At 60.3% G+C, this 21,756-nt stretch carries 20 protein-coding genes and 1 tRNA gene; 12 read left to right on the top strand and 9 right to left on the bottom strand.

All coding sequences use genetic code 11. The features are described 5' to 3' along the window. Position 1: 1 nt before the first annotated feature. The 3 genes from JYU29_RS02395 to phnN are packed head-to-tail and all read left to right on the top strand — an operon-like array spanning position 2 to position 2,406. Entirely contained in the window at positions 2–691 is a 690-nt protein-coding gene (locus JYU29_RS02395) for a DUF1045 domain-containing protein (RefSeq protein WP_213983158.1), read from the top strand. 1 nt (position 692) lies between these two features. Then, complete coding sequence (locus JYU29_RS02390; RefSeq protein ID WP_213984224.1) at positions 693–1,832, top strand: alpha-D-ribose 1-methylphosphonate 5-triphosphate diphosphatase; 1,140 nt, start codon at positions 693–695, stop codon at positions 1,830–1,832. After that, positions 1,822–2,406, top strand: coding sequence for a phosphonate metabolism protein/1,5-bisphosphokinase (PRPP-forming) PhnN (gene phnN / locus JYU29_RS02385; RefSeq protein WP_213983157.1), 585 nt, complete (start codon positions 1,822–1,824; stop codon positions 2,404–2,406). The genes JYU29_RS02390 and phnN overlap by 11 nt, the downstream gene beginning before the upstream one ends. A 40-nt stretch (positions 2,407–2,446) precedes the next feature. Here phnN and JYU29_RS02380 read toward each other — a convergent pair whose 3' ends face one another. Further along, positions 2,447–2,839 (bottom strand): winged helix-turn-helix transcriptional regulator, encoded by a 393-nt coding sequence (locus tag JYU29_RS02380; RefSeq protein ID WP_213983156.1) that lies wholly within the window; start codon positions 2,837–2,839, stop codon positions 2,447–2,449. A gap of 82 nt (positions 2,840–2,921) precedes the next feature. Here JYU29_RS02380 and JYU29_RS02375 point away from each other — a divergent pair, with 82 nt between their 5' ends. Further along, positions 2,922–3,653: an SDR family NAD(P)-dependent oxidoreductase gene (locus tag JYU29_RS02375; RefSeq protein ID WP_213983155.1), complete on the top strand. Its 732-nt coding sequence runs from the start codon at positions 2,922–2,924 to the stop codon at positions 3,651–3,653. A gap of 265 nt (positions 3,654–3,918) precedes the next feature. Here the strand turns inward: JYU29_RS02375 and JYU29_RS02370 are convergent, their stop codons facing one another. Further along, positions 3,919–4,818 (bottom strand): SDR family oxidoreductase, encoded by a 900-nt coding sequence (locus JYU29_RS02370; protein WP_213983154.1) that lies wholly within the window; start codon positions 4,816–4,818, stop codon positions 3,919–3,921. Positions 4,819–4,915: 97 nt separating this feature from the next. Here JYU29_RS02370 and JYU29_RS02365 point away from each other — a divergent pair, with 97 nt between their 5' ends. Continuing rightward, positions 4,916–5,749: a helix-turn-helix transcriptional regulator gene (locus JYU29_RS02365; RefSeq protein ID WP_213983153.1), complete on the top strand. Its 834-nt coding sequence runs from the start codon at positions 4,916–4,918 to the stop codon at positions 5,747–5,749. A 303-nt stretch (positions 5,750–6,052) separates the two neighbouring features. On the opposite strand, the gene trhA is transcribed toward JYU29_RS02365, so the two are convergent. The 3 genes from trhA to JYU29_RS02350 form a co-directional block, all read right to left on the bottom strand. Then, on the bottom strand, positions 6,053–6,691 hold the full coding sequence (trhA, locus tag JYU29_RS02360; protein WP_213983152.1) for a PAQR family membrane homeostasis protein TrhA: 639 nt from the start codon (positions 6,689–6,691) through the stop codon (positions 6,053–6,055). Continuing rightward, positions 6,688–7,254: a 3'-5' exonuclease family protein gene (locus JYU29_RS02355; protein ID WP_213983151.1), complete on the bottom strand. Its 567-nt coding sequence runs from the start codon at positions 7,252–7,254 to the stop codon at positions 6,688–6,690. Before JYU29_RS02355 ends, trhA begins: the two co-directional genes overlap by 4 nt. Positions 7,255–7,564: 310 nt before the next feature. Then, the gene (locus tag JYU29_RS02350; RefSeq protein ID WP_347879866.1) at positions 7,565–8,773 is read right to left on the bottom strand and encodes a BaiN/RdsA family NAD(P)/FAD-dependent oxidoreductase; all 1,209 of its coding nucleotides are present in this window, start codon (positions 8,771–8,773) and stop codon (positions 7,565–7,567) included. A gap of 513 nt (positions 8,774–9,286) precedes the next feature. On the opposite strand from JYU29_RS02350, the gene JYU29_RS02345 reads away from it, so the two are divergent. Further along, the gene (locus tag JYU29_RS02345) at positions 9,287–9,955 is read left to right on the top strand and encodes a permease (protein ID WP_213983150.1); all 669 of its coding nucleotides are present in this window, start codon (positions 9,287–9,289) and stop codon (positions 9,953–9,955) included. A gap of 22 nt (positions 9,956–9,977) precedes the next feature. Here the strand turns inward: JYU29_RS02345 and JYU29_RS02340 are convergent, their stop codons facing one another. Both JYU29_RS02340 and JYU29_RS02335 read right to left on the bottom strand, forming a co-directional pair. Then, positions 9,978–10,703, bottom strand: a complete 726-nt coding sequence (locus JYU29_RS02340) for a CPBP family intramembrane glutamic endopeptidase (protein WP_213983149.1) — start codon at positions 10,701–10,703, stop codon at positions 9,978–9,980. Positions 10,704–10,764: 61 nt separating this feature from the next. After that, entirely contained in the window at positions 10,765–11,337 is a 573-nt protein-coding gene (locus JYU29_RS02335) for a hypothetical protein (RefSeq protein ID WP_213983148.1), read from the bottom strand. A gap of 451 nt (positions 11,338–11,788) precedes the next feature. Here JYU29_RS02335 and JYU29_RS02330 point away from each other — a divergent pair, with 451 nt between their 5' ends. The 4 genes from JYU29_RS02330 (at position 11,789) to JYU29_RS02315 (ending at position 16,506) form a co-directional block, all read left to right on the top strand. Further along, entirely contained in the window at positions 11,789–12,724 is a 936-nt protein-coding gene (locus JYU29_RS02330; protein WP_213984222.1) for a pirin family protein, read from the top strand. An 84-nt stretch (positions 12,725–12,808) separates the two neighbouring features. After that, on the top strand, positions 12,809–14,059 hold the full coding sequence (locus JYU29_RS02325; RefSeq protein WP_213983147.1) for a DUF5996 family protein: 1,251 nt from the start codon (positions 12,809–12,811) through the stop codon (positions 14,057–14,059). 62 nt (positions 14,060–14,121) lie between these two features. Next, positions 14,122–15,882 carry a monovalent cation:proton antiporter-2 (CPA2) family protein gene (locus JYU29_RS02320; RefSeq protein ID WP_213983146.1) on the top strand — a complete coding sequence of 587 codons (1,761 nt, stop codon included), beginning with the start codon at positions 14,122–14,124 and terminating at the stop codon, positions 15,880–15,882. Between the two features lie 33 nt (positions 15,883–15,915). Beyond that, positions 15,916–16,506 carry an NADPH-dependent FMN reductase gene (locus tag JYU29_RS02315; protein WP_213984221.1) on the top strand — a complete coding sequence of 197 codons (591 nt, stop codon included), beginning with the start codon at positions 15,916–15,918 and terminating at the stop codon, positions 16,504–16,506. A gap of 884 nt (positions 16,507–17,390) precedes the next feature. Here the strand turns inward: JYU29_RS02315 and JYU29_RS02310 are convergent. Together JYU29_RS02310 and JYU29_RS02305 are read right to left on the bottom strand one after the other, a co-directional pair. Then, positions 17,391–17,464: transfer RNA gene (locus tag JYU29_RS02310), tRNA-Gln, on the bottom strand. Between the two features lie 660 nt (positions 17,465–18,124). Next, positions 18,125–20,092: a polysaccharide biosynthesis protein gene (locus JYU29_RS02305; protein ID WP_250157151.1), complete on the bottom strand. Its 1,968-nt coding sequence runs from the start codon at positions 20,090–20,092 to the stop codon at positions 18,125–18,127. 105 nt (positions 20,093–20,197) lie between these two features. Between JYU29_RS02305 and JYU29_RS02300 the strand changes: the two genes are divergently transcribed. Next, positions 20,198–21,151 carry an NAD-dependent epimerase/dehydratase family protein gene (locus tag JYU29_RS02300; RefSeq protein ID WP_213983145.1) on the top strand — a complete coding sequence of 318 codons (954 nt, stop codon included), beginning with the start codon at positions 20,198–20,200 and terminating at the stop codon, positions 21,149–21,151. A 42-nt stretch (positions 21,152–21,193) separates the two neighbouring features. Beyond that, the gene (locus JYU29_RS02295; protein WP_213983144.1) at positions 21,194–21,748 is read left to right on the top strand and encodes a sugar transferase; all 555 of its coding nucleotides are present in this window, start codon (positions 21,194–21,196) and stop codon (positions 21,746–21,748) included. Positions 21,749–21,756 lie beyond the last annotated feature (8 nt).

The raw sequence follows: 21,756 nt of genomic DNA, 5'->3' as shown, positions 1-21,756 counted from the left end.
CATGCGCGCCGCAATCTACTTCACGCCTCCCGCCGATCATCCCCTCACCGAAAAAGCAGCGACCTGGCTCGGCCGCGACGCGTTCGAAAAGGGTGCTACGCGCGATCAAGATCCGGAGATCGATCCGCTTGTCGCTGAACCCGCGCGCTACGGCTTCCACGCGACGTTAAAAGCGCCATTTCGGCTGAAAAGGGACACGTCAATCGACGATCTTGCGTTGCAACTTGCCCGTTTTGCGCTGCAGAACACCCCATTTGATCTCGGTTATCTGACCATCAACCGCGTCGGCAGCTTCTTCGCGCTCACCCCTTTGAGCCCACCCAAGTCCTTGGCCACACTGGAAGAAGCCATCCGCACCACCTTCGAACCCTTCCGAGCACCGCTCAGCGAAGCTGAAATCGAACGTCGCCAACCCGCCAGCCTGTCTGCCCGCCAGCGCGAAAATCTCGAGCGCTGGGGTTACCCGCACGTTGCGGAAGACTTCCGTTTTCACATGACGCTGACAGGCGGAATAAGCGAAGAAGCCACCGCAAACGCAATAGAAAACAAGCTGTTGCACCATTTCGCATCAGTCCTGGACCAACCGGTTGCGATCGACGCTTTGACCCTGTTCGTCGAACCTGAACCCGGCGCTCCTTTCGAAGTCCACACCCGCTACCCCCTCGGCAACGCCTTTCAGTCCGCAGAATAAAATTATGTCAGAACAAGTACTTACGAACGCCACCATCGTCCTTCCCCATGAAGTCCTCCGGGGAACGATCGTCGTAAAAGGCGGTTTGATCGCTGATATCAGCACCGGAACGTCCCGGACCGGCGATGATCTCGATGGTGATATCCTGATCCCCGGCTGTGTCGAGCTTCACACCGATCATCTGGAAACCCACCTCCAGCCGCGTCCCAAGGTTCTGTGGAACCTCGACGCAGCGCTGCAAGCCCATGACGGCCAGATCGCAACATCCGGCATCACCACCGTCTTTGACGCCTTGCGCGTCGGTTTGGAAGGCGACACCCAGTTCGGAGCGTCCGAGATGGCCGCGATGGCCGACACGATCGCCTCCGCTACAAAGGAAGGTCGTTTGCGAGCCGAACACTTCATCCATCTGCGCTGCGAAGTTTCCGTGCCCGACGTTGTCGAGCATTTCGACACACTCCAGCAAAATCCCCGCGTCCGACTGGCATCGGTGATGGATCACGCACCAGGACAGCGGCAATTCGTTGATCCCGAAGCCTACCGCATCTACTACCAAGGCAAAAAGAAGCTGTCGGACGCCGAGTTCGCCGCTTACAGCGAGCGCCGGATCGCGGAATCGCAAGCCAATTCCGATCCCAATCGTCGCCTGATCGCCGAACGCTGCCGCACGCTCGGCATCGCCATGGCCTCACATGACGACGCCACGCAGGCACATGTCGAAGAAAGCGTCGAGCTCGGCATCCGCCTGGCAGAGTTTCCTACCACGATGGAGGCCGCGACCCTCTCGCGCCAAAGCGGGCTGCACGTGCTGATGGGCGCACCAAACGTCGTTCGCGGCAAATCGCATTCCGGCAACGTGTCGGCAACGGACCTGCTTCACGCCAATGCGTTGGACATCTTGTCGTCCGATTACGTGCCTTTCAGCCTTGTGCAAGCGGCCTTCCTTCTCGTGGACCGCGGCGATGCAGACCTCCCACACGCGATACGGCTGACTTCCACCAACCCTGCAGATGCCGCTGGCCTGAACGATCGCGGTCGTATCGAGCTTGGCTTTCGCGCCGATCTGGTGCGTATCAACAACCAGCTTGGAAAGCCGCCGCGCGTGGCCGCTGTGTGGCGGGAGGGACAGCGTGTCGCGTAACGGTGTCTTCGTCGCCGTCGTAGGGCCAAGCGGCGCCGGCAAGGACACGCTTCTGAACGGTGCCGCCAAAGCATTGGCCGATCGTCCCGACATCCTCTTCGTGCGCCGGATCATCACGCGTGCGCCCGATGGCGCTACGGAAGATCACGACACCATGAGCGTAGAGGCCTTCCAAGCGGCCAAACAGGCAGGGGACTTCTGCTTGTCCTGGCATGCGAACGGTCTCCACTATGCCCTGCCCCGTTCCACGCTCGATGCCCAAAAAGCCGGGAGAACCGTCGTTGCCAATCTTTCAAGAGCGATCTTGAGCGAGATCTGCCACGACTTCCGCCCCATCCTGTTGATCGAAGTTTCCGCCGCTCAACACATCCTCGCCGCCCGACTGTTGGCGCGTGGCCGTGAAACGGCTGAAGCTATAGAGGAAAGAATAAAGCGAGCGAGAAATTTCGATGTTCCCGCATGCGTTAGCAAGCATGTCATCATAGAAAATTCTGGTTCCCTTGATACGGGAGTAAACGCGATGATTAAAGCTTTACGCGCTGCCGTGTCGCTGGTGTCATCAAGCAGCGCTTGAGAAGCACACGCCAGCTGGCCCGTGCTTGCCTCCGTTGCAGCTATTGATTGGCTTTTGCCTGATCAAAGCAAGCACCAGCTCGCTCGATGTCAGGCCCGTGCGCAAGCGCCCAGGCACAGAGGGCCTCGAACGGCTGGCGCAGCGAATGGCCGAGGGGCGTTATTGCGTACTCGACACCGATCGGAGCGGTCGGCAGAACGGTGCGGGTTACGAGCCCATTGCGTTCCAATCGCTTCAAAGCGTCCGAAAGCGCCTTGTGCGTGATGCCGTCCAGCCGTCGTTTGATCTCATTGAACCGTGCTGGTTTAGGGCACAGCACCGTCAGGATCAGGATCGTCCACTTGTCTGCAATTCGATCCAGAACCGGCCGGATATGGACCATATTGCCGCGTGCCTGCTCTGAAAGACATTCAAGCTCGGTATCATCGATCATATCTAGGCTCACCAAAGTGCGTTCTTGCGACTAGATAGCCATCGTATATCTAGATGCCGTCGTCAAACAAGGAACACATGCGGTGGCAACAGTTGAGAACAAGATTGCACTCGTAGTCGGGGGTGCCAAGGGGATCGGCCTTGCGATCGCCGAACGCTTGTCACGCGAAGGGGCAACCGTCTTCCTGACGGGCCGGCGAGCCGAGGAAGTAGAAAGTGCAGCCCTTCAGATGGGCGGAGGCGCTCGCGGGCTCGTGGCCGATGCCAGCGTGCCCGAGGAACTGACGCGGGTCGTCGCGACCGTGACAGAAGCGCATGGACGCTTGGATCTTCTCGTCTTGAACGCTGGCCTATCCGAACCTGCCGTCCTCGCCGATCAAAGCGTCGAACACTTTGATCGGCACTTCGGTGTGAACGTGCGTGGAATGGTGTTCGGCCTTCAGGCGGCGCTGCCGGCAATGGATCATGGTGCCTCGGTCGTTCTGATGGGGTCGATCGCGGACGCGGCTGGTATTCCGGCATACGGCACCTATGCGGCGACGAAGGCGGCCGTTCGATCCTATGCTCGCACCTGGGCCGCCGAACTCGCGCCTCGTGGCATTCGCGTCAACGTCGTGGCACCAGGTCCCACGGATACGGACATGATGGCGTCTGTATCAGAGGATGTGCGTGCGACGTTGATTGCCCCGATCCCGATGGGCCGTATGGCGCGGCCCGACGAGGTCGCATCCGCAACGCTGTTTCTTCTCAGCGACGACGCCAGCTTCATTACAGGCGCCGAACTTTGCGTTGACGGTGGTATGCGACAGGTCTGAATACAACAGCGCAGCGCCGATCATGTCCGCTTCCAACATCTCAAACTTGGAAGCGGACGGACAGGCTTCGATCAATGATTGCCCGGACATTCTGACCCGGCTCCTGAGCAGAAGGGTTAAGTCCAAATGGGCTGACTTCAGAAACGCAAGGCCGCTCTGTTGTCCCGGTACCTGCTTCACAAGCATCTCCGGATGTCGCTCCTTCGATGAAAGCGTAAAACGTCATGCTGGCGGCGGGAACGATGGCCGCTTGTTGGCCTCTCGGTCAGTGCGCGCTCGCCGCATAATTCATCCGGGCGAGGTTTTCCAGAAGCGTCGGACCCGTGGGCACCCAGCCGAGCCGGTCGCGGGTAAGCACGCTCGAGGCCGGCATGTCGAGCGCGGCAAAGCCGGCTAGCCATCCGAAATGCTCTCCGGCCTCCTTGTCCGTCACGGAGCGGACCGGCACGTTCAGGCCGGCCCCCAACGCCTCGGCGATCGAGCGCATCGGAATGGCTTCCTCGGCCACGGCGTGCCAGCAGGCACCGGCCTCGTGCTGCTCCAGCGCGCGGACATAAAGACGGGCGACGTCCTCGACCGCCGCAGCGCTCCAACGGTTACGCCCCTCGCCCACGAAGGCAGACACACCCATCTGGCGGGCGAGATCGATCAACGGCGACACGAGCCCCTGCTTCACCGGATCATGGATCTGCGACAATCGGACCACGCCGACGGACCCTCCCCTCTCGCCCACCGCCAGACCAGCCAGTTCGGTTTCGATGCGGGGCATGGGATGGGCGCGGTCAAGGATGTCCTCGCGCGCGAACTGGCCCGGACCGGGGCTGCCCATACCAACCGCCGAGGTGATGATAAGCGGGCGATCTGACCCGGCAAGCACCTCGCCGAACGCCGCGATCACGCGCGCATCCTTCTCGCAATTGGCCGCATAGCGGGCGAAATCGTGATCGAAGGCCGTATGAATTACGGCATCGGCCTTTTCTGCGCCCTTCACCAATCCTGCCGGGTCCCCGAGATCGCCGTAGTGGACTTCGGCGCCGGCCTGCTCGAGCCGGCGGGCACCGCTTTCGGAGCGGGTGTTGCCGATTACCTGATGCCCCGCGGCGAGCAGTTCAGGCAGAATTCTGGAGCCGATGAAGCCGGTCGCGCCGGTCAGAAATACACGCATAGCAGATCCTTGTCTTGAAGAAGGTCGCACTTTGCAAATGATCGGAACCTGTTAAAGTAGTGACGTTATCATGGTATAGGCAGCAACAGGATCAATCATGGCTGGAACCGCGCTCAACCAGTTCGGCCTTTATCTTCGCGATCGCCGAACCCGGCTTGACCCCGCCTCATTCGGCTTGGCGGGCGGCCGTCGGCGCACTCCTGGCCTGCGTCGTGAGGAGGTCGCGGCCCGCGCGAACATCAGCCCGACCTGGTACACCTGGCTCGAGCAGGGCCGTGGCGGCGCGCCTTCGGCGGATGTGCTCGACCGCATAGCCAAGGGATTGATGCTGACGGAACCTGAGCGTGAGCATCTCTACATGCTCAGTCGCGGCCATCCACCGGAGGTGCGCTATCAAGCGATTGAAGGGGTTACCCCTCGGCTGCAACGCGTGCTCGATGGCATGCCGTTCAGCCCTGCCATCATCAAGACGGCGATGTGGGACGTCGTGGCATGGAACAAGGCGGCGGCCGCCCTACTGACCGACTATTCCAAGCTGCCGCGGGAGCAACGCAACATCCTTCGTCTTATGTTCAGCAGCGCTCGTGTGCGCGCCAAGCAGCACGACTGGGAGAGCGTCGCCCGCTTTGTCGTGGGCGCCTTCCGTGCGGATGTGGCGCGCGCGGGCGCAAGCGGAAGCGCAGATGCGAGCGCGCTCATCGACGAGCTCTGCCGCGCAAGCCCAGAATTCAAGACCCTATGGCAGGACAATGATGTGGTCGCCCACGGCGAGGGCTTGAAGTGCATCCGCCACCCCGACGCAGGCTCGCTCGACTTTGAGTTCTCCTCCTTCGCGGTCGAAGGTCGGCCCGAACTCGGCATGATCGTCTATAGTCCGGCCTCATCCAAAGATGCCGAATGCGTGAGAAGGCTCGTGGAAGCCGAGGCGTGATCGGGTCGAAAGGCCCCTGAACTGAATTTGACATATGGGCATGTTCTCCCGTGAATGAACTGACCGTATTTCCAACACATCATAGTGTTCGAGACGAGCAATGCCTCCCAAGTGGGAGGTTAAACCGGAAGCGGACGGTAGGCTTCCCGGGAGACATAGGCGGATAGCTGCCGTTCCTTTTGCGATTCCTGCCCGGGCAGAAGAAGGCGCAGCCGCATTTGCGGTGGAGATCAATGGCCAGACGCGAAACAGCCATTCCGCTACCGAACCCATCAAGCCGTACCGGAGGGCGCTTGCGCGACTTCACGCAAGCAGCAGACTGAAGACCGCAGCATAGTGGATGGTGGCTGCCGTCAACACGAAGGCGTGCCAGATGGCTTTGTGGAAGGGTAGCGATTGCCAGAGGTGAAACGGAACGCCAGCCGAATAAACCAGACCGCCTGCGAGGAGGAGGCCGAAAACATGGGCTGGGAAACTCTCAAACAGCGTGTTGAAGATCATCGCGCCGCTCCAGGCGAGCCCCAGATAAAGCAGCACTGAGAAACGTTTAAACCTGTTTGGAAAAACCAGTTTCAGTAGAATGCCCGCCGTTGCCATGCTCCAGATGCTCCCGAGCAGCCAAAGGCCACGATCTCCAAGGGAAACGGCGAATGGGGTGTAGGTACCCGCAATCAACAGGTAGATGGCGGCATAATCGTATTTGCGCAAACGCCACTTGGTGGGGCCGATCGGCCACATGCTGTAGAGGGCGGACGCCACGAGCCCCGCCACCAGAGTAAGCGCATAAACGGCGACTGCGGCAACATCTGAAAACCCGGCGACCATGAACGCTGTCACAACGAGCGCAAGGGCGCCTCCTGACGCAAGCACCAATCCTGCAACATGGATGACAGCGTCTGCCGAAAGCTCTTTGCGGGTGTAGTTCCAGGCTCGGCCGGTCACCGAACATCTCGCACAGTGTCATCAGTGTGGGACCCGGCAAGCATGCGGGCGCGCTCGCGTGCCTTGTGCCATCGATGCAGTTCAAGCCGCGCATCATCAAGCGCGCGGTGAGCCGGTTGCGCAGGCTCCGTGTCCCTGATCACCTCTTCCACCAGTTGCGCAACTTGCCCTGGCGCTGCTTGCGAGCCGAGGATCCGTCGAATGCCCTCGCTGAAAGCATCGTCGGAACGCCGCAAGCGCAAGGCATGCCGCGGCAAACCCGCTGCCCGCAGCAACACGCTGAGCCACTTGCCATCCCAGGATGGCGCGCTGGCATAGAGATCATGTCCTTTGAGGGCTTTGACCATCAGGTGAGCCACTTCGTTGGCGGGCTGACCTTCGTCGCGAAGACGCTCCCGTGACAGCCCGTGAATCTGTTCCGCATCCGCTGACCAATCGGTCCAGTCACGGATCGGTCGGAGCAGCGACGTGAACGCCTCGCCACTCTCGGTCACCCAGGCGACTTCAATCGGATAGCTCTTCTTCGACAAGGAGGACGCTTCAAAATCAAGAAAGACGATCATTCCGCAGCATCTAGCGCCCACCGTCGAAACCTCTATCGGGTTCCTTGTCGCACTGCGAAATGAATTCCCGAGGCAGGTTCTGACCGAGAGCGGAGCATTCGGTTCTGGGGATCACCAGATGGTAAGCGTCTGTTCAGCTACCGCCCCACAAGGCGGTCGTTCCGAGATAGCTGATCGCGTCCCGGATGCCGCCCTTCCTGAAAGGTCAAGCTGACTTCCATGATGGCACGTCCCCGTTCGAGCGCTTAGGCACGACAATCTTGATGAGGCGCCGCCGACTGCGATAACGAAATGTCGGTTGGCGCGTCGTTCATGCCGGCCGTTGCGAAATAGCCGTGCCCGCCGCCCAGCCGGACGACCAAGCCCACTGGAAATTGTAGCCACCCAGCCAGCCGGTCACATCGACCACTTCACCGATGAAATAAAGCCCGTCGACGGCGTTGGCCTCCATCGTCCGCGAACTCAGCCCATCCGTATAGACACCACCAAGCGTCACCTCCGCCGTGCGATAGCCTTCCGAGCCGATCGGAAAAACCTCCCATGTCTGAAGAGCCGCAGCGATCGCGGCGAGCTTTCTGTCGCTCGCCTCGCCAATCGGTCCAGTCCAGCCGTGTATCTTGGAGAAATAGGCGGCAAGGCGTTTGGGCAGGATGTCGCTGAGCACAGTCCCGATCGCGCGGCGGCCATTCTCTCGCTTGGCTGAAGCAAGCAAGGCAAGGACGTCGTCGCCGGGCAAGAAAGCGATGCGGATCGGCTGCTTTTCGCGCCAGTAAGACGAGATCTGCAGGATCGCCGGCCCGGAGAGACCGCGATGTGTGAAGAGCAATGCTTCCTCGAACGCCGTTTTGCCGCAGGACACAATGGCATTGGCAGCGACACCCGCCATCTCGCTGAATTCGACAAGCAAGTCCTCACCGAATGTAAGCGGAACGAGCGCCGGGCGCGTCTCGGTGACGGCGAGGGCGAATTTCTCCGCGATCTGATAGCCGAGACCGCTTGCGCCCATCTTCGGAATAGACTTGCCGCCGCAGGCCACGACGAAATGTCGGCAGCGGATTTTCGCCGCCCCGTCGCCTCCAAGTGTAACGGTAAAGCCGCTCACCTCCCGCTCGACCGATTCGAGCGTGGTTCGCAAGCGCAGTTCGCAACCGACCCGCTTCATCTCGTCCAGAAACATCGAGACGATCTGCTTCGCCGAAGTATCGCAGAAGAGTTGGCCGAGCGTCTTTTCGTGCCAGGCGATGCCGTGTTTTTCAACCAGAGCGATGAAATCGTGCGGCTTATAGCGACCAAGCGCCGACTTGGAGAAATGCGGGTTTGCGGAGATGAAGTTCTTCGCACTTGTCCCGATATTGGTGAAATTACAACGCCCGCCGCCGGAGATGCGGATCTTCTCGCCAGGCGCCTTTGCATGATCCACCACCAGCACACGCCCGCCGCGCGCAGCGGCATGGATCGCGCACATCATACCCGCCGCACCCGCGCCGAGGATGACAGTATCAAAGGATTCAAGCCGCACGGCTTGCAGCGCTCGCCCGCGCCCATAAGCGGCGACCAACACATCCGGCCACCGTCGCAGTCATTTGGAACATCGTAGCTTCATCTCGCTGGCATTCGGATCGCAGAGAACCGGGAACAGAAAAAGAGCTTTGATACGCATTCGCCAGCCATAACAAGCTCCTGGATGAGCGTGGAGCCAGTCCTTTTCCACCATTGGGCCCATACAGTTCCAAACCCGCACCCAACACCTCCCATTCGCCTGTGGAAGGCTGCTTATGCAATGGAGCCGCCGAAAGCCTAAGATACCGCTCTCCACTTCCATTCAGCCGTCGGCATCAGCCCAACCGTTCGTGTCGGGAAATGATATTTCAAAGCGGGTTCTGACCGGAAGCACGAAAGCAGCAATTCCGCTTTCACCCCTTCGTTGCCCTTCTTGCTGAGGTCGACTCAGCCGAATGACGGAATAGCCAGGCGAGGTTTCGGATCTTATGGTTATGGCAAGTGATTGCTCCCGGCCGATGGAGTCTCTTGCATGGACCTTATGAACCTCCTGAAGTCCGTTGAGGAACTGCTCTACGAGCTTGTTTCCTGGCTGCTCTTCTACCCGCTGACGCTTTGGAAGTGCGTCCGCCACCCGATCCGCATGATGACCTATGCTGAAGCCGAACTCAGCACCGACACTCAGGTCCGCTACTCCGCCGCCATCAGCCCGCCGATCTTCCTGTTCCTGACGCTGCTCCTAGCCCACCTCGTCGACCTGCGTTTCGGCCTGCCCACGCACGAGCTGACGGGCGCCATGGCCGACCAGCGCAACCTCCTCCTGTTTCGGGCCGTGCTCTTCAGCCTGTTTCCGCTGATGATGGCAGTTCAGCGGATCCGAAGGCTCGGGCAGAACCTTAACCGCGAAACTCTACGCCCCGCCTTCTACAGCCAGTGCTACGCGGCTGCGCCTTTCGCGCTCGCATTCGATCTTGCGATGACAAGCGTGCGATATGCCAACCCGACCGCCTGGAGCATCACCGGCATCGTTCTCGGCATGGCGCTTGTCTGGTACGCCGCAGTTGAAGCGCGCTGGTTCACGCTGCACGCTGGCGTCGGCTACGGAGCGGCCTTGGCACGCGTGTTCGCGACGCTTCTCGTCGGCGCCGTGCTCTTCATCCTGATCGCGCTCGCCATGGCGTCCTTCGTCGCGCAAGCCTGAAACGCGACCGTCGCTCAACGGATCAGGCGCCGATTGGCAAATGGCTTCCGGCATAGCCGACGGCGAAGATTGACCAGTCGTTCATGATGTGTGCCCCGGACGAGACCCACAGGTTCCCGGTGCGAAGGTAGCTCGCGGTCAGTACCAGCCTTGCAGTGCCGATGACGACGAAGCACTGGACCACGTTCCAGTTGTAGGTCGGAAGATGCATGGCCGAGAAGAGGAGCGTCGAGACAACGACCCCTGCTGCGAGCCCGCCGCGTCGCCCGATGCCCGTCGTCGCCATTGAGAACCGTACAACAGCCAAGAGCGGCAGGATCGTCACGACCTCCTCTCCAACCAGTTGGATGAAGGTCCGCACGAGGAAGATCACGACGGCGAGCGCATCGGCGTTTGTCAGGACATCTCCGGCGCGGTTCGCCTCCAGAGGCGCGAACGGGAGCAAGATCAAAGCCACCGACAGAGAGGCCGTCAAGGTCGCGATACCGAACATAATGGATTGACCGAAAGCTCCAAGGCTGTATCCGCGGAACAGATTTCTCGCCCCGCTGCTGGACATGGCATGGAGTGTAACCAGCGGGATCGCGGTGAACAGAGCGGCAGGGATGACCAAAAGGACACCGCCGAATACCCTTGGCGGCGACAGCGAAAGGACCGCGAAGGCGCAGGCGACGGAGAGAAGAACAAGCGTCCAGCCTCGTGCGGTGATGGCGCCGGCTGCGGCAGGGTCGGCGGACTGGTACGGCAACTCGACCCCGTCCGTTTACGCGCGAACCACCGACTGTTCGTGCCAGCCGCTCACAGTGTTATCAGTTCACCGACAGAAAATTGCCGTCGCCATCGAACCAGCAGTTGAAGAAAGTTGTGCGTCCGCGCTCGGGAAAGTTCCCCTGGACCACGATGCGCTCGCCGCTTCGGAAGGCCATGTTGGTCGTCACATCACTCGGCCGGACGTCGAACTCCTCGGTCGCCTCGCGACGGCACTGGTCGGGCAGCGCTCCCATCGACACGTCGGCGGAGCGATGGCGCTTTGGTTTTGATCGAGCATCCCTGCTCTGTTTCATCCCGTCGCCCCGCGCCCCCTTGATCTGGCAGACGCCGTTCTTGCGCCCCTTGCCTGTGTAAGAGACGTCGGGCGTGCCGTCTGGGCGAATAGTCAGTGAGATGGTCACGCCGCCCGAGCGGGCCTCGTAGTAGTTTTCATTGAAGCGCTTCAGCGTTGCCTCGCGCCCGTCGACGTAGATCGGTCCTCCCTCATCGGCATGAACCTCGATCCGTCCGGGGCACGTGGCGTTGAAGAAAGGCACCTCGGCGCGAGCCATTGTCGTTGATATCGACAAAGCGGCGACTGCAAGGCTCAAGCTCGAGATGAGGACACGCACGGATTTAACTCCAAGCTGACGTTGCACAGGCGACGCTCGCCACGCTATTTTGCCGGTTTACGATCTGCAAGTGATGTTCGCTTTACATCCATTCTCCATTCAGAGCGGACTAACGCCTCTCCATCATTGAAGGACATGCCAAGGCGATTGGCTTCACAAAGCAGGAAATGATTTCCTTAGGCAGTCTCTGGCCGAAAGCAGACGTTCTGGTCTTACCAATGTTTACGCTATAGCTGCTTCTTACTTCTTCACGACTAGATCGCAACATGCAGGGGTGACTTTCTGGAAACGCTATATACTAGGCGCTCCTGCTCCCGAACGGCAGGAGGATCGATCCAGCCAAAGACACGCTGCGCGCGACACAGTGTGATCTAAGCTGAGGCTAGTTCCACTTGAAGCTGATGGCTAGTTCGTGAAGTCTCTGTTCCGCAGCGCGTGAAAGGACGACATGATGAGCTGGAACCCTGCGATCGAACCTGGATGCCCCGACGATGTGCAGGCGGATGCCATCGAGACGCTGATTGTTCCGCGAGCACGCGACATCGGCGGTTTCGAGGTGCGGCGCGCCTTGCCCGCACCGAGGCGGCAGATGGTTGGCCCGTTCATCTTTTTCGACCAGGCAGGACCAGCGGAACTGCTGACGGGTCAGGGTATCGACGTCAGGCCGCATCCGCATATTGGCCTTGGCACCGTGACCTACCTTTACCGCGGCGATTTTCATCATCGTGACAGTACGGGCGCCGACCAGATCATCCAGCCTGGAGCCTTGAACTGGATGGTTGCAGGGCGCGGCGTCACGCATTCGGAGCGCACATCGGCGGCGGCGCGCACCAGCCCGAACAGCCTTTTCGGTATTCAGACCTGGCTGGCTCTACCCGAAAGCCACGAAGACGTCGCACCTTCCTTCGAGCATCATGGCAAGCACGCGCTTCCGGTGATCGAAGACCGTGGCATCTCCGTTCGGCTGATCCTCGGCAGCGCTTATGGCAAGATCGCTCCCGCAACGATGTTCTCGGAAACATTTTATGCCGATGTGAAGCTTGAGGCAGGAAGCCGTTTGCCGACGCCGGACGAGCACGAAGACCGCGCCATCTACATCGTCGAAGGTTCGATCACGATTGCCGGGCAGAACTTCGTAGCGCCGCAGATGATGGTGTTCAGGCCCGGTGACAAGATCACCGTTGCCGCAGGCGAGCAGGGTGCGCGATTGATGATCCTCGGTGGCGCGACGCTGGACGGACCTCGCTACATCTGGTGGAACTTCGTCGCTTCATCTCGTGAGCGCATTGAACAGGCCAAGGCAGACTGGCGCGCAGGCAGTTGGGGCCATGGCCGCTTCGATCTGCCGGCGGATGATCGCGACGAGTACATTCCCCTTCCCGGTTGATCCGCCGGGGATTGCGCCCAGAGCCTTGCCGGGTATCAAAAACCAAGCCCGCAGGCAAACGATCGTTTGATGGAGAAGAGAACAATGAGCAATACCTGGCCTGTTCTGGATTACCTCAGCTGGCGTGACACTTGTTCGGCCCTTCATCTTTACCTGCAGGTGGTTGGCAAGTACCGCTTGGCGCATGCGCCGTGGCTCAACCACTCCTGGAACGCCGCATTTTATGTCACGCCCATGGGGCTGACCACTTCGCCCATACCCGACGGAGCAGGCATCGAGATCATCCTCGACCTCCAGAACCACGTCGTCTTGGGCACCAGCGGCGATGGTCGCACGGCCTCCTTCGCTCTCGGGCCGACAACGGTTGCCGCCTTCCACGCCGACTTTGTTCACCTCATCAACGAACTCGGAGGCACGCCGGAGTTCCACGGCGCGCCCAACGAAGTGGCCAACCCCGTGCCCTTTGAAGACGATCACCGCGAACGGCCGTATGACCGGGAGGCTGTTCAGCGCTACCACCAGGCATTGATGGCTGTTGATCGCGTGTTCAAGGCGTTCCGCACCTCGTTTCTCGGCAAGTCGAGCCCGGTTCATCTGTTTTGGGGCGCGCTCGACCTGGCCGTAACCCGGTTCTCCGGCCGGCGTGCTCCTCTTCATCCTGCAGGCATTCCCGCTTTGCCGGATGATGTTGCGCAGGAAGCCCATGACCGCGAAGTCTCTTCGGCAGGGTTTTGGCCGGGCGGCGGGGGCATCGATTACCCCGCCTTCTATTCATATGCCTATCCGGCACCAGGCGGGTTCAATGGCGCCTCTGTCCAGCCGGACGCCGCCTTCTGGCACAGCGAGCTCTCAGAATTCATGCTGCCCTATGAGGCCGTCCAGTCCGCAGTAGATCCCGATGCAGCGCTGATGGCGTTTCTGGTTTCGACCTATGAAGCCGCCGCTGATCTTGGAGGTTGGGATCGCGAACTGCTGGAATGCGCTCCGGGGCGTCCGCGCCAAGTTCGACCGCCGCACCCTGAGCCCAAGCGCACCATCCAGCCGACGATCGAAGCCGTTGAGCGAGAGGATGGTCCAGCCAAGGGCCGGTATCGGCTCGTGATCGAAGGTGCGGAAGCCGAGATGACCTATAGCAGGGCTGGCGAACGGCTTATCATCATTGACCACACGGAAGTGCCGTCTGTTCTGCGCGGTCGCAAGGTGGGCGAGAGGCTGGTGCGGCAAGCCGTGGAGGATGCTCGCAGGGACGGCATTTCGATCATGCCGCTTTGTCCGTTTGCCAAGGCGCAGATTGAGCGACATCCTGAGTGGCAGGACGTGCTACGTCGTTCCTGAAGTGCCGGAAGATCATGGTGCAAGAGGACCGGCGGTCTCGTGCCGCTACTGGGGTGTAGAAAATGGCAGCAGAAGGCGTCGGCACGCTTATTGGGCCCATGGTGACGCTGATGGGGGCGGCCGTGATTGCCGTTCCGCTTTTCCGGCGCCTAGGTCTGGGATCGGTGCTCGGCTATTTCGCGGCAGGCGCTTTGGTCGGTCCGTCGATCCTTGGCCTGTTTACCGATCCCGTCACGATCCTGCATGTGGCCGAACTTGGCGTGGTGATGTTCCTGTTCGTGATCGGACTGGAACTGCGGCCGCAAAAGCTTTGGGCCATGCGCGGGCAGATATTCGGCCTTGGTTTAACACAGGTTCTTGTTGCGATTGGTCTTCTCACGATCGCGGGACTGGTGGTGTTCTCCTTGCCGCTGACCATCGCTTTCGTAGCCGGATCCGGCTTCGTGCTGTCGTCGACGGCAGTGATCATGTCCGCCTTGCAGGAGCGCGGCGAGATCGCCACGCCGGATGGACACAAGTCGGTTTCGATACTCCTGTTCGAAGACTTGTTGATCGTGCCGCTTCTAGCCATCGTCGCGTTTTTATCTCCGATAGGAAGAGGTGAAAGCGGTTTGACCGCCGTTCTGCTGGCGCTGGCCGGAATAGCCATTCTGCTCGTCGTGGGGCGCTGGTTTCTTGGCCCCTTCTTTGCGCTGCTGGCCAAGGCGCGTACTAGAGAGGTCCTGACGGCGGGCGCGCTCCTCGTGGTGCTCGGGGCGTCGCTTCTGATGGAGGCTGTCGGCTTGTCCATGGCCATGGGCGCGTTTCTTGCAGGCGTCATGCTGTCGGGCTCAAGCTACCGGCACCAGATCGAGAGTGACATCGAGCCTTTCAAGGGGCTCCTCATGGGCTTGTTCTTCCTGGCCGTCGGCATGTCGCTCGACCTGTCGACAGTAGCGAATTCATGGCCGCTGCTGCTCGGCATGCTCGTGATCTATGTGCTCGTGAAGTCGTTCGCGATCTACGGCGTTGCGCGCCTTTGGGGCAGTTCCAGCAGAAGTGCGACCCGTCGAGCGGCGATGTTCGCGCAAGGCGGTGAGTTCGCCTTCGTTCTCTACACGGCAGCGGCGGCGAACGGCGTCATCGATGCGCGCGACAATGCGGTGTTCTCTACCGTCGTCATTCTCTCGATGGCTTTGTCGCCCATCATCCTGATCGTGGCCGATCGCCTGCTCAGGCGTGAAAAGGTTTCGCTCGATGGTGTCGAAAAGGCAGACGGATTGCGTGGCGAGGTTCTGGTTATCGGCTTCGGACGGTTCGGGCAGATTGCCGTGCAGATCCTGCTGTCGCGTGGCGTCAACGTGTCGGTCATCGAGAACAATCCCGACCGCATCCAAGAGGCTGCGCGCTTCGGCTTCAAGGTTTACTACGGCGACGGAACGCGGCTTGATATTCTGCGCACGTCGGGAGCAGAAAGCGTGCAGGCCATCCTGATCTGCGCAGCCGGACGCGATGTGGTGAACACGATCGCTGCGCTGACTTTGGCAGAGTTCCCCAATACCAAAGTCCTGGCACGCAGCTATGATCGCGGCCATTCCATCGAGTTGATCAGGGCCGGCATTGATTATGAAATTCGTGAAACTGTCGAATCCGCGTTCCAGATGGGCGCCGAAGCCCTGCGCAAGCTCCATTTCGACGAAGCGAGCGTGTTGGACGCACTGGCCGACATCCGTGAACGTGACAGCCAGCGCCTCAGCCAGCAGGTTCAAGGCACGATCATGTCGGGAACCGAGCGCCTGCACGTGTCACCGGTGCCCGAGCCGCTCACAGAACCGGCCCGCTGACTTCAAAGGAAATCTGCAATGAATGCCGATGCCATGTCTCACCGCATTCTCGTTTTCTACGGATCTTATCGCCGGGACCGTCTGGGGATCAGGCTCGCCACTTTCCTTGTCGAGGCCTTCGCCAAGCGGGGCCATGATGCTGAACTGATCGACGCAAAAGCTGTCGGGCTGCCGATGCTGGACCGCATGTACAAGGAATATCCTGCAGGCGAGGCACCGGAGGCGATGGAAATGCTGGCTGCCAAAATCAAGGCCGCCGACGCATTTGTTTTCGTAGCCGGCGAGTACAACTGGGGTGTTCAGCCCGGCCTCAAGAACCTGACGGACCACTTCCTTGAAGAATGGTTCTGGCGCCCTGCCGCCATCGCCAGCTATTCCGCGGGACGATTGTCCGGTGCTCGGGCAGGACTTGCCTGGCATGGGATCTTGTCGGAGATGGGCATGGTCGTGATCTCCTCGACGCTGGCGGTCGGGCCAATCAGTGCAACGCTTGCGGAAGACGCGACACCAACCGGCAAGCCCGGCGAAGCACTGGACAGAAACTTCAACCACTTCGCCACCGATCTCGAATGGTGGGCACAAGCCGCCAAGACCCACAGAGAAACAACGCCACCACCCTTCTGAATAAGGTGGAGGCCACATCATATTCTCGGTTCAGTATTAGGATCGATAACCATATGGGAGACTTGGCCGGAAGCCGACCGTCCGCTGTTAGGCATCGAGGCTGTGAAGCTGCCGTTCAGCTATCGACCCTTCTTGGCCGTAGACAGCTCCTTGATGGATCCCCAAAGCGGACGTTGTGAGTGTTACGAACTCAAAGGGCGCCAAACGTCGCCGCTGCGAGCGGTTCGTTGGTCTTGAGACCCAGAACTGCTTCGACACCTTTGCTTCGATCCGGTGATCCCGGGCGTTGCCGTTCGTGCCATACTCGGTGTTGTAGTTGAGGCCCAAGCCCGCCCAATGGCAAAATGGGCATTGATGCCAAGTTCGAGCATGATGTTGTTCTTGCTGAACACATCGGCATCCCGCGAATAGGGCAGATTATCGCCGGGATCCGTGCTGTGCCTAGCGATGGATCGGATACACTCACCAACGTGACATTGGCATACGGGCCACCTCGCGCACCTTCCGTCAGCCAGACGGTGGTTGTTGTTCCGGCACGCAGGCCGGCCGACTTGTTCTGCGCAACGGGGATTTCGCCATCAATGGTGCGCGCGACATCTTCGGTTCCACCTACAGTGTCAGGCGGCTTCGCCTTCACCGTATGCCTACGCCCTTGAAGCCGACGGGGATGCGCGCCCGCCAATAGAAGATCGGCCCTCTGAGAACGAGATTTTCGACTTGATGCCTTCGCAATCCCATCCGCCCGTGCTCCGTCGGCCCAGGGCGGATGGACACCAGCTCTGGACATCAGTTGTGGGCACCAGTCGTGGACGGCCATTCGACGCGATGAAGCGCCGTCTCGAAAGACTGGATCTCTGCGGGTTTCAACGATCTGGGAAGCTGTTTGGCTGGGGAACCTGGATTCGAACCAGGACTAACGGAGTCAGAGTCCGTGGGTCTACCGTTAACCTATTCCCCAACAGGCAAAGAGGATGGCGAGGCCGATCTGTCTTTGCGAGGCGCGTTATGTCGGTGATGGAGGGTTGTGTCAAGTGGAAAGGAGGCAGCTTTTGCAGGTCGGTTGGAAAGTTTGGTGACCCGTCATTCTGCTGCCGCTGGTGGAGCCGGCGCGCGCAGTTCGCACGCCGGAGACTGCCTCAAGGCAAGATGCCGAACACGACTGCCAGGGTGAAAACGGCGGCAGCGGCGAAGACCGTGTAGGCAGCTGCGTGTGAGAGGCTGAACACACGTGCCTTCAATGGGCGTGCATGAGGTGCAACATCAGTAATCAAGGCCATCGGTATTCTCCTTAGGCTCGCAGGCGTTCAACAAAAACGCCAATTCAGTTCAAAGCGTCAGATCACTGGTTCGAGGAAAGCTAAACGCGGATCGATCGGAAAGGTTGTTCCTATTCTCGTCGCCAGGAAGAAAAACATCTTCCTCAAAAAGAACCCCATTCCATGACGGAGCGTCCCGCTCCCACAGCCCATCTCTTTACGATCGGCTCAAGGAGTATGACGCACTGAAACAGGATGTCAACAATCTCTACAAAGCTAGTAGATTAAGGCAGATCCCTGCCCGAATGCGCGCTAAGTGCATGACTTTGCTGGTGATGAGGCTGCCCGACTAAAAGCCGGCGTCAGCTTGCATCCTGATTGTATCCAGCCGACGGCGTGAAATCCGACGTCGCGAGCAGCGCACGGTCGCCTGAGTCGGCGCGATATTCGGGTACGATGTGAAACAACATCTGCAGCGCGCGTTCTGCGTCTTCGCTCGCGGCAGCCGCCTCGATCTCGTCGATCACACGCTTCAGCAGTGCCTTGTCGATCACCCGCGGCGAAGCCATGACATAGCCATCCTCCGTGCGTTCGTTCTTGACTTCGGAGGGATCGAACAGCTCCTCATAAAGCTTTTCGCCGGGGCGAAGGCCGGTATAGGTGATTTCGATATCCACGCGTGGCTTGAGGCCTGCCAGCTGGATCAAACGCTCGGCGAGATCCACGATGCGCACAGGCTTGCCCATGTCCAGTACCATAATCCTGCCGCGCTCCCTGGTTTCGCGCAGAGCATGGGACGAAGCGTGCAGCACGAGGCGCACGGCTTCGGGGATGGTCATGAAATAGCGGATGATGTCGGGATGCGTGACCGTTACGGGCCCGCCGCGCGCGATCTGCTCCTGAAAACGCGGCACCACCGATCCGTTGGATCCCAGCACATTGCCGAAGCGCACCGTCTTGAAGCGCGTTCCGCCCGAAGACAGATCGAGCGACTGGCAATAAGCCTCGGCGCCGCGCTTGGTTGCGCCCATGACGTTGGTTGGATTGACGGCCTTGTCGGTGGAAATCATCACAAAGGTCGAAGCGCCGGCTTCCAATGCGGCATTGGCGACATTGCGCGTGCCGAGCAGATTGGTTTTCACGCCTTCAAGCGGATTGTCTTCAACGAAGGGCACATGCTTGAGGGCTGCGGCGTGGAACACGACGTCCGGTCGATATTCGGCAAACAGGCTCCGGACACGACCGGTATCGCGGATATCCATGATGCGCGAGATCACCGGCAGCTTCGGATGCGTGTCGTGCAGTTCGAGATCCAGCTCGAACAGGTGAAACTCCGAATTGTCGGTTGCAACCAGCACGCGCGGTGCGAAGCCGGCGATCTGACGGCAGATTTCAGAACCGATCGACCCGCCCGCCCCGGTCACGAACACGACCTTATCGTTCAAAAGCCGCGAGACCCCAACCATGTCGGTCTGCACTTCGGCGCGACCGAGAAGATCGCCCAATTCGATCGGCTTGCGTTCCATGGCGTCGCCGCTGCGCACTTCCGCACGCTCGGATTCACCCGGCAACCGAGACACGATCATCCCCTGTGCCGTTGCGGCTTCGACGATTTCGCCGAGACGCGCACGATCGACGCCGAGTTCCGTGATCAGCAGTTCGGTGATAGACACGCCGCGCCGTTTCAGGGCCTTGTCGATCGCTGGCAGATCGTCCAGCGAGCCCAAGACTTTCACGCCCTGAACCTTGCGGCCGAGATTGCTGCGCGCCTTGTCGAGAATGCCGATAACGGACACGCCGCCTGCCGGATTGCGGCGCGCCGAGCGGATGAAACTGTCTGCGGCATCGCTCATGCCGAGAAGAAGGATATAGCGCCGATTTTCCGACAAACGGCCGATCATCGGCGTGCCGAGGAAGCTCCGTTCCACGATCAGACGGTAAGCGAGACGCGAAGCCATCATGCCGCCAACCAGATAGATCAGCGTCAGGATCGGCACAGAGCGCGGCAACCATTCGCCACGCGATACGAGAAAGGCAGCCAGCGTGCAGGTGATCACCGCCGTCACGGACGCCTTGATAATGGCGGCGAGGTCCGGCAGGGACACGTAGCGCCAGGATCCGGAATGGGCTGAAAACAGGATAAAGGACGCCGCGCAGACGCCGCCGAAGATTGCAACGCGCAGCCCCAAATTTGGCACATACATCAGGCCGATCTCACCGTAGAAGGTGAGATAAGCGAGATAAACCGCAACACAGGCGACGATCAGGTCATGCGCAAGGCTGACATAGCGCAAGATGCCGTGATCCTTGGCAAAGCCGTAAAGACTCATTGCATCATCCAACCCAATTCACGTCTTTCCACTTAGGACAACAGCCATGAGCAGGCAATTGCATCCGCATCACGGCATCTCTCAGTTTGCAAAGGTTTCTGCGGAATGAAAGTCGCTGTTACCGGCGCCAACGGGTTTATCGGCCGTCATGCCGTTCCTTATCTGGCGCATGAAGGTCACCAGATCGTGGCCGGCCTGCGCGCCACCGCCATCGTTCCCGGGGCATGGAAGGACGATGCCCGGATCCGTGTTGTTTGCTTGGACGGCCAGCCTGGACAATTCGAGCCCCTGCTCGAAGGCGTTGATGCGGTGATCCATCTGGCCGGGCTTTCCGCTGTTCCGAAGACCCCTGATGCGGATCAAGCGCTGCAGGCGGCGAATGTGGATCTCACGGCAGCGCTGGTGGGGGCCGCGGAAAGCGCTGGTGTGCGGCGCTTTCTTCATCTCAGTTCCATCCGCGCCGTGGTTGGCTCGACATCATCCTCCGTCATCACCGACGACACCCCGCCCGCACCGGTGGAAGCCTATGGTCGCTCCAAGCTCGAAAGCGAGCGCGTCGTCGCGGGCTTCGCCGCACCGGATCGCCTGGCCGTTTCGTTGCGCCCGCCTTTGGTGATCGGAGCCGATGCGGGCGGCAACTGGAAACGGCTTCAGCAGCTGGCAGCGAGTGGCCTGCCCCTGCCCTTCGGCGGCATCAACAATCGCCGCTCCTACCTGTCCGTGCAGACCCTGAGCGAGGCGCTGGCGCATCTTGGCGGTCGTGAATGGCCAGCAAACCTGTCGGGAAGCTACTGCCTCGCCGATCCTCTTCCGCTCGCTTTGCCTGAAGTCATCGCCGCTTTGCAGATGGGCATGAAGCGCGACGGCCGCTTGTTTGTCTTGCCCGGCCTCGCGCTGACACGCACGCTGCCGGGCTTGAGCGGTGTGGCCAACAGCCTCTTCGGCTCGTTGCCTGTCAATGCAGGCCGCTTCTTCCGAAGCTTCGGCTTTGAACCAAACATGCCACTCGTGGATGCGATGGAGTTGTCTGGCGCGCACTATGTGGCGGCTTCGAGATGAGAAGGCTGGTCATGCCGATCGTTTCCCTTCTATGAGGCGTGCATGAAGCGCTTGCTCGACATTCTCCTGGCCGCGATCGGCATCCTGCCTGCTTTGGCCGTGATCTGCCTCGTAGTGATCCTGATCCGGCGCGGCTCGCCTGGTCCCGGCCTTCTGCGACAGGCCCGCGTGGGACGCGACGAGCAGGTCTTCACCTGCTTCAAGCTGCGGACGATGTATGTGGATACGCCTGATCGCCCGAGCCACGAAGTCGGCCGCGTCGCCATTACCCCGATCGGCGCCTTTTTGCGGCGAACGAAGCTCGATGAACTGCCGCAGCTCATCAACATCCTGCGCAGCGAGATGAGTTTTGTCGGCCCCCGCCCTTGTTTGCCGAGCCAGATCGCGCTGATCGAAGCGCGCCGCCGTCACGGCGTATCCCATCTTCGACCAGGCATCACCGGCGTCTCGCAGGTGGCAGGGGTTGATATGTCGGATCCCGAACGCCTTGCCAGGCTGGATGCGACCTATCTCGACCAGATGACCACTGCGCGCGATCTGCAACTGATCATCCAGACGGTGCTCGGTTCAGGGCGCGGCGACCGCGTCAAAAGCTAGGCTCACCT

It is taken from the genome of Tianweitania aestuarii (genome assembly GCF_018457165.1).
In the GTDB taxonomy this organism is placed as follows: domain Bacteria; phylum Pseudomonadota; class Alphaproteobacteria; order Rhizobiales; family Rhizobiaceae; genus Tianweitania; species Tianweitania aestuarii.
Note: the sequence above shows the minus strand (reverse complement) of the source record. Positions and strands in the feature narration are given on the sequence as shown.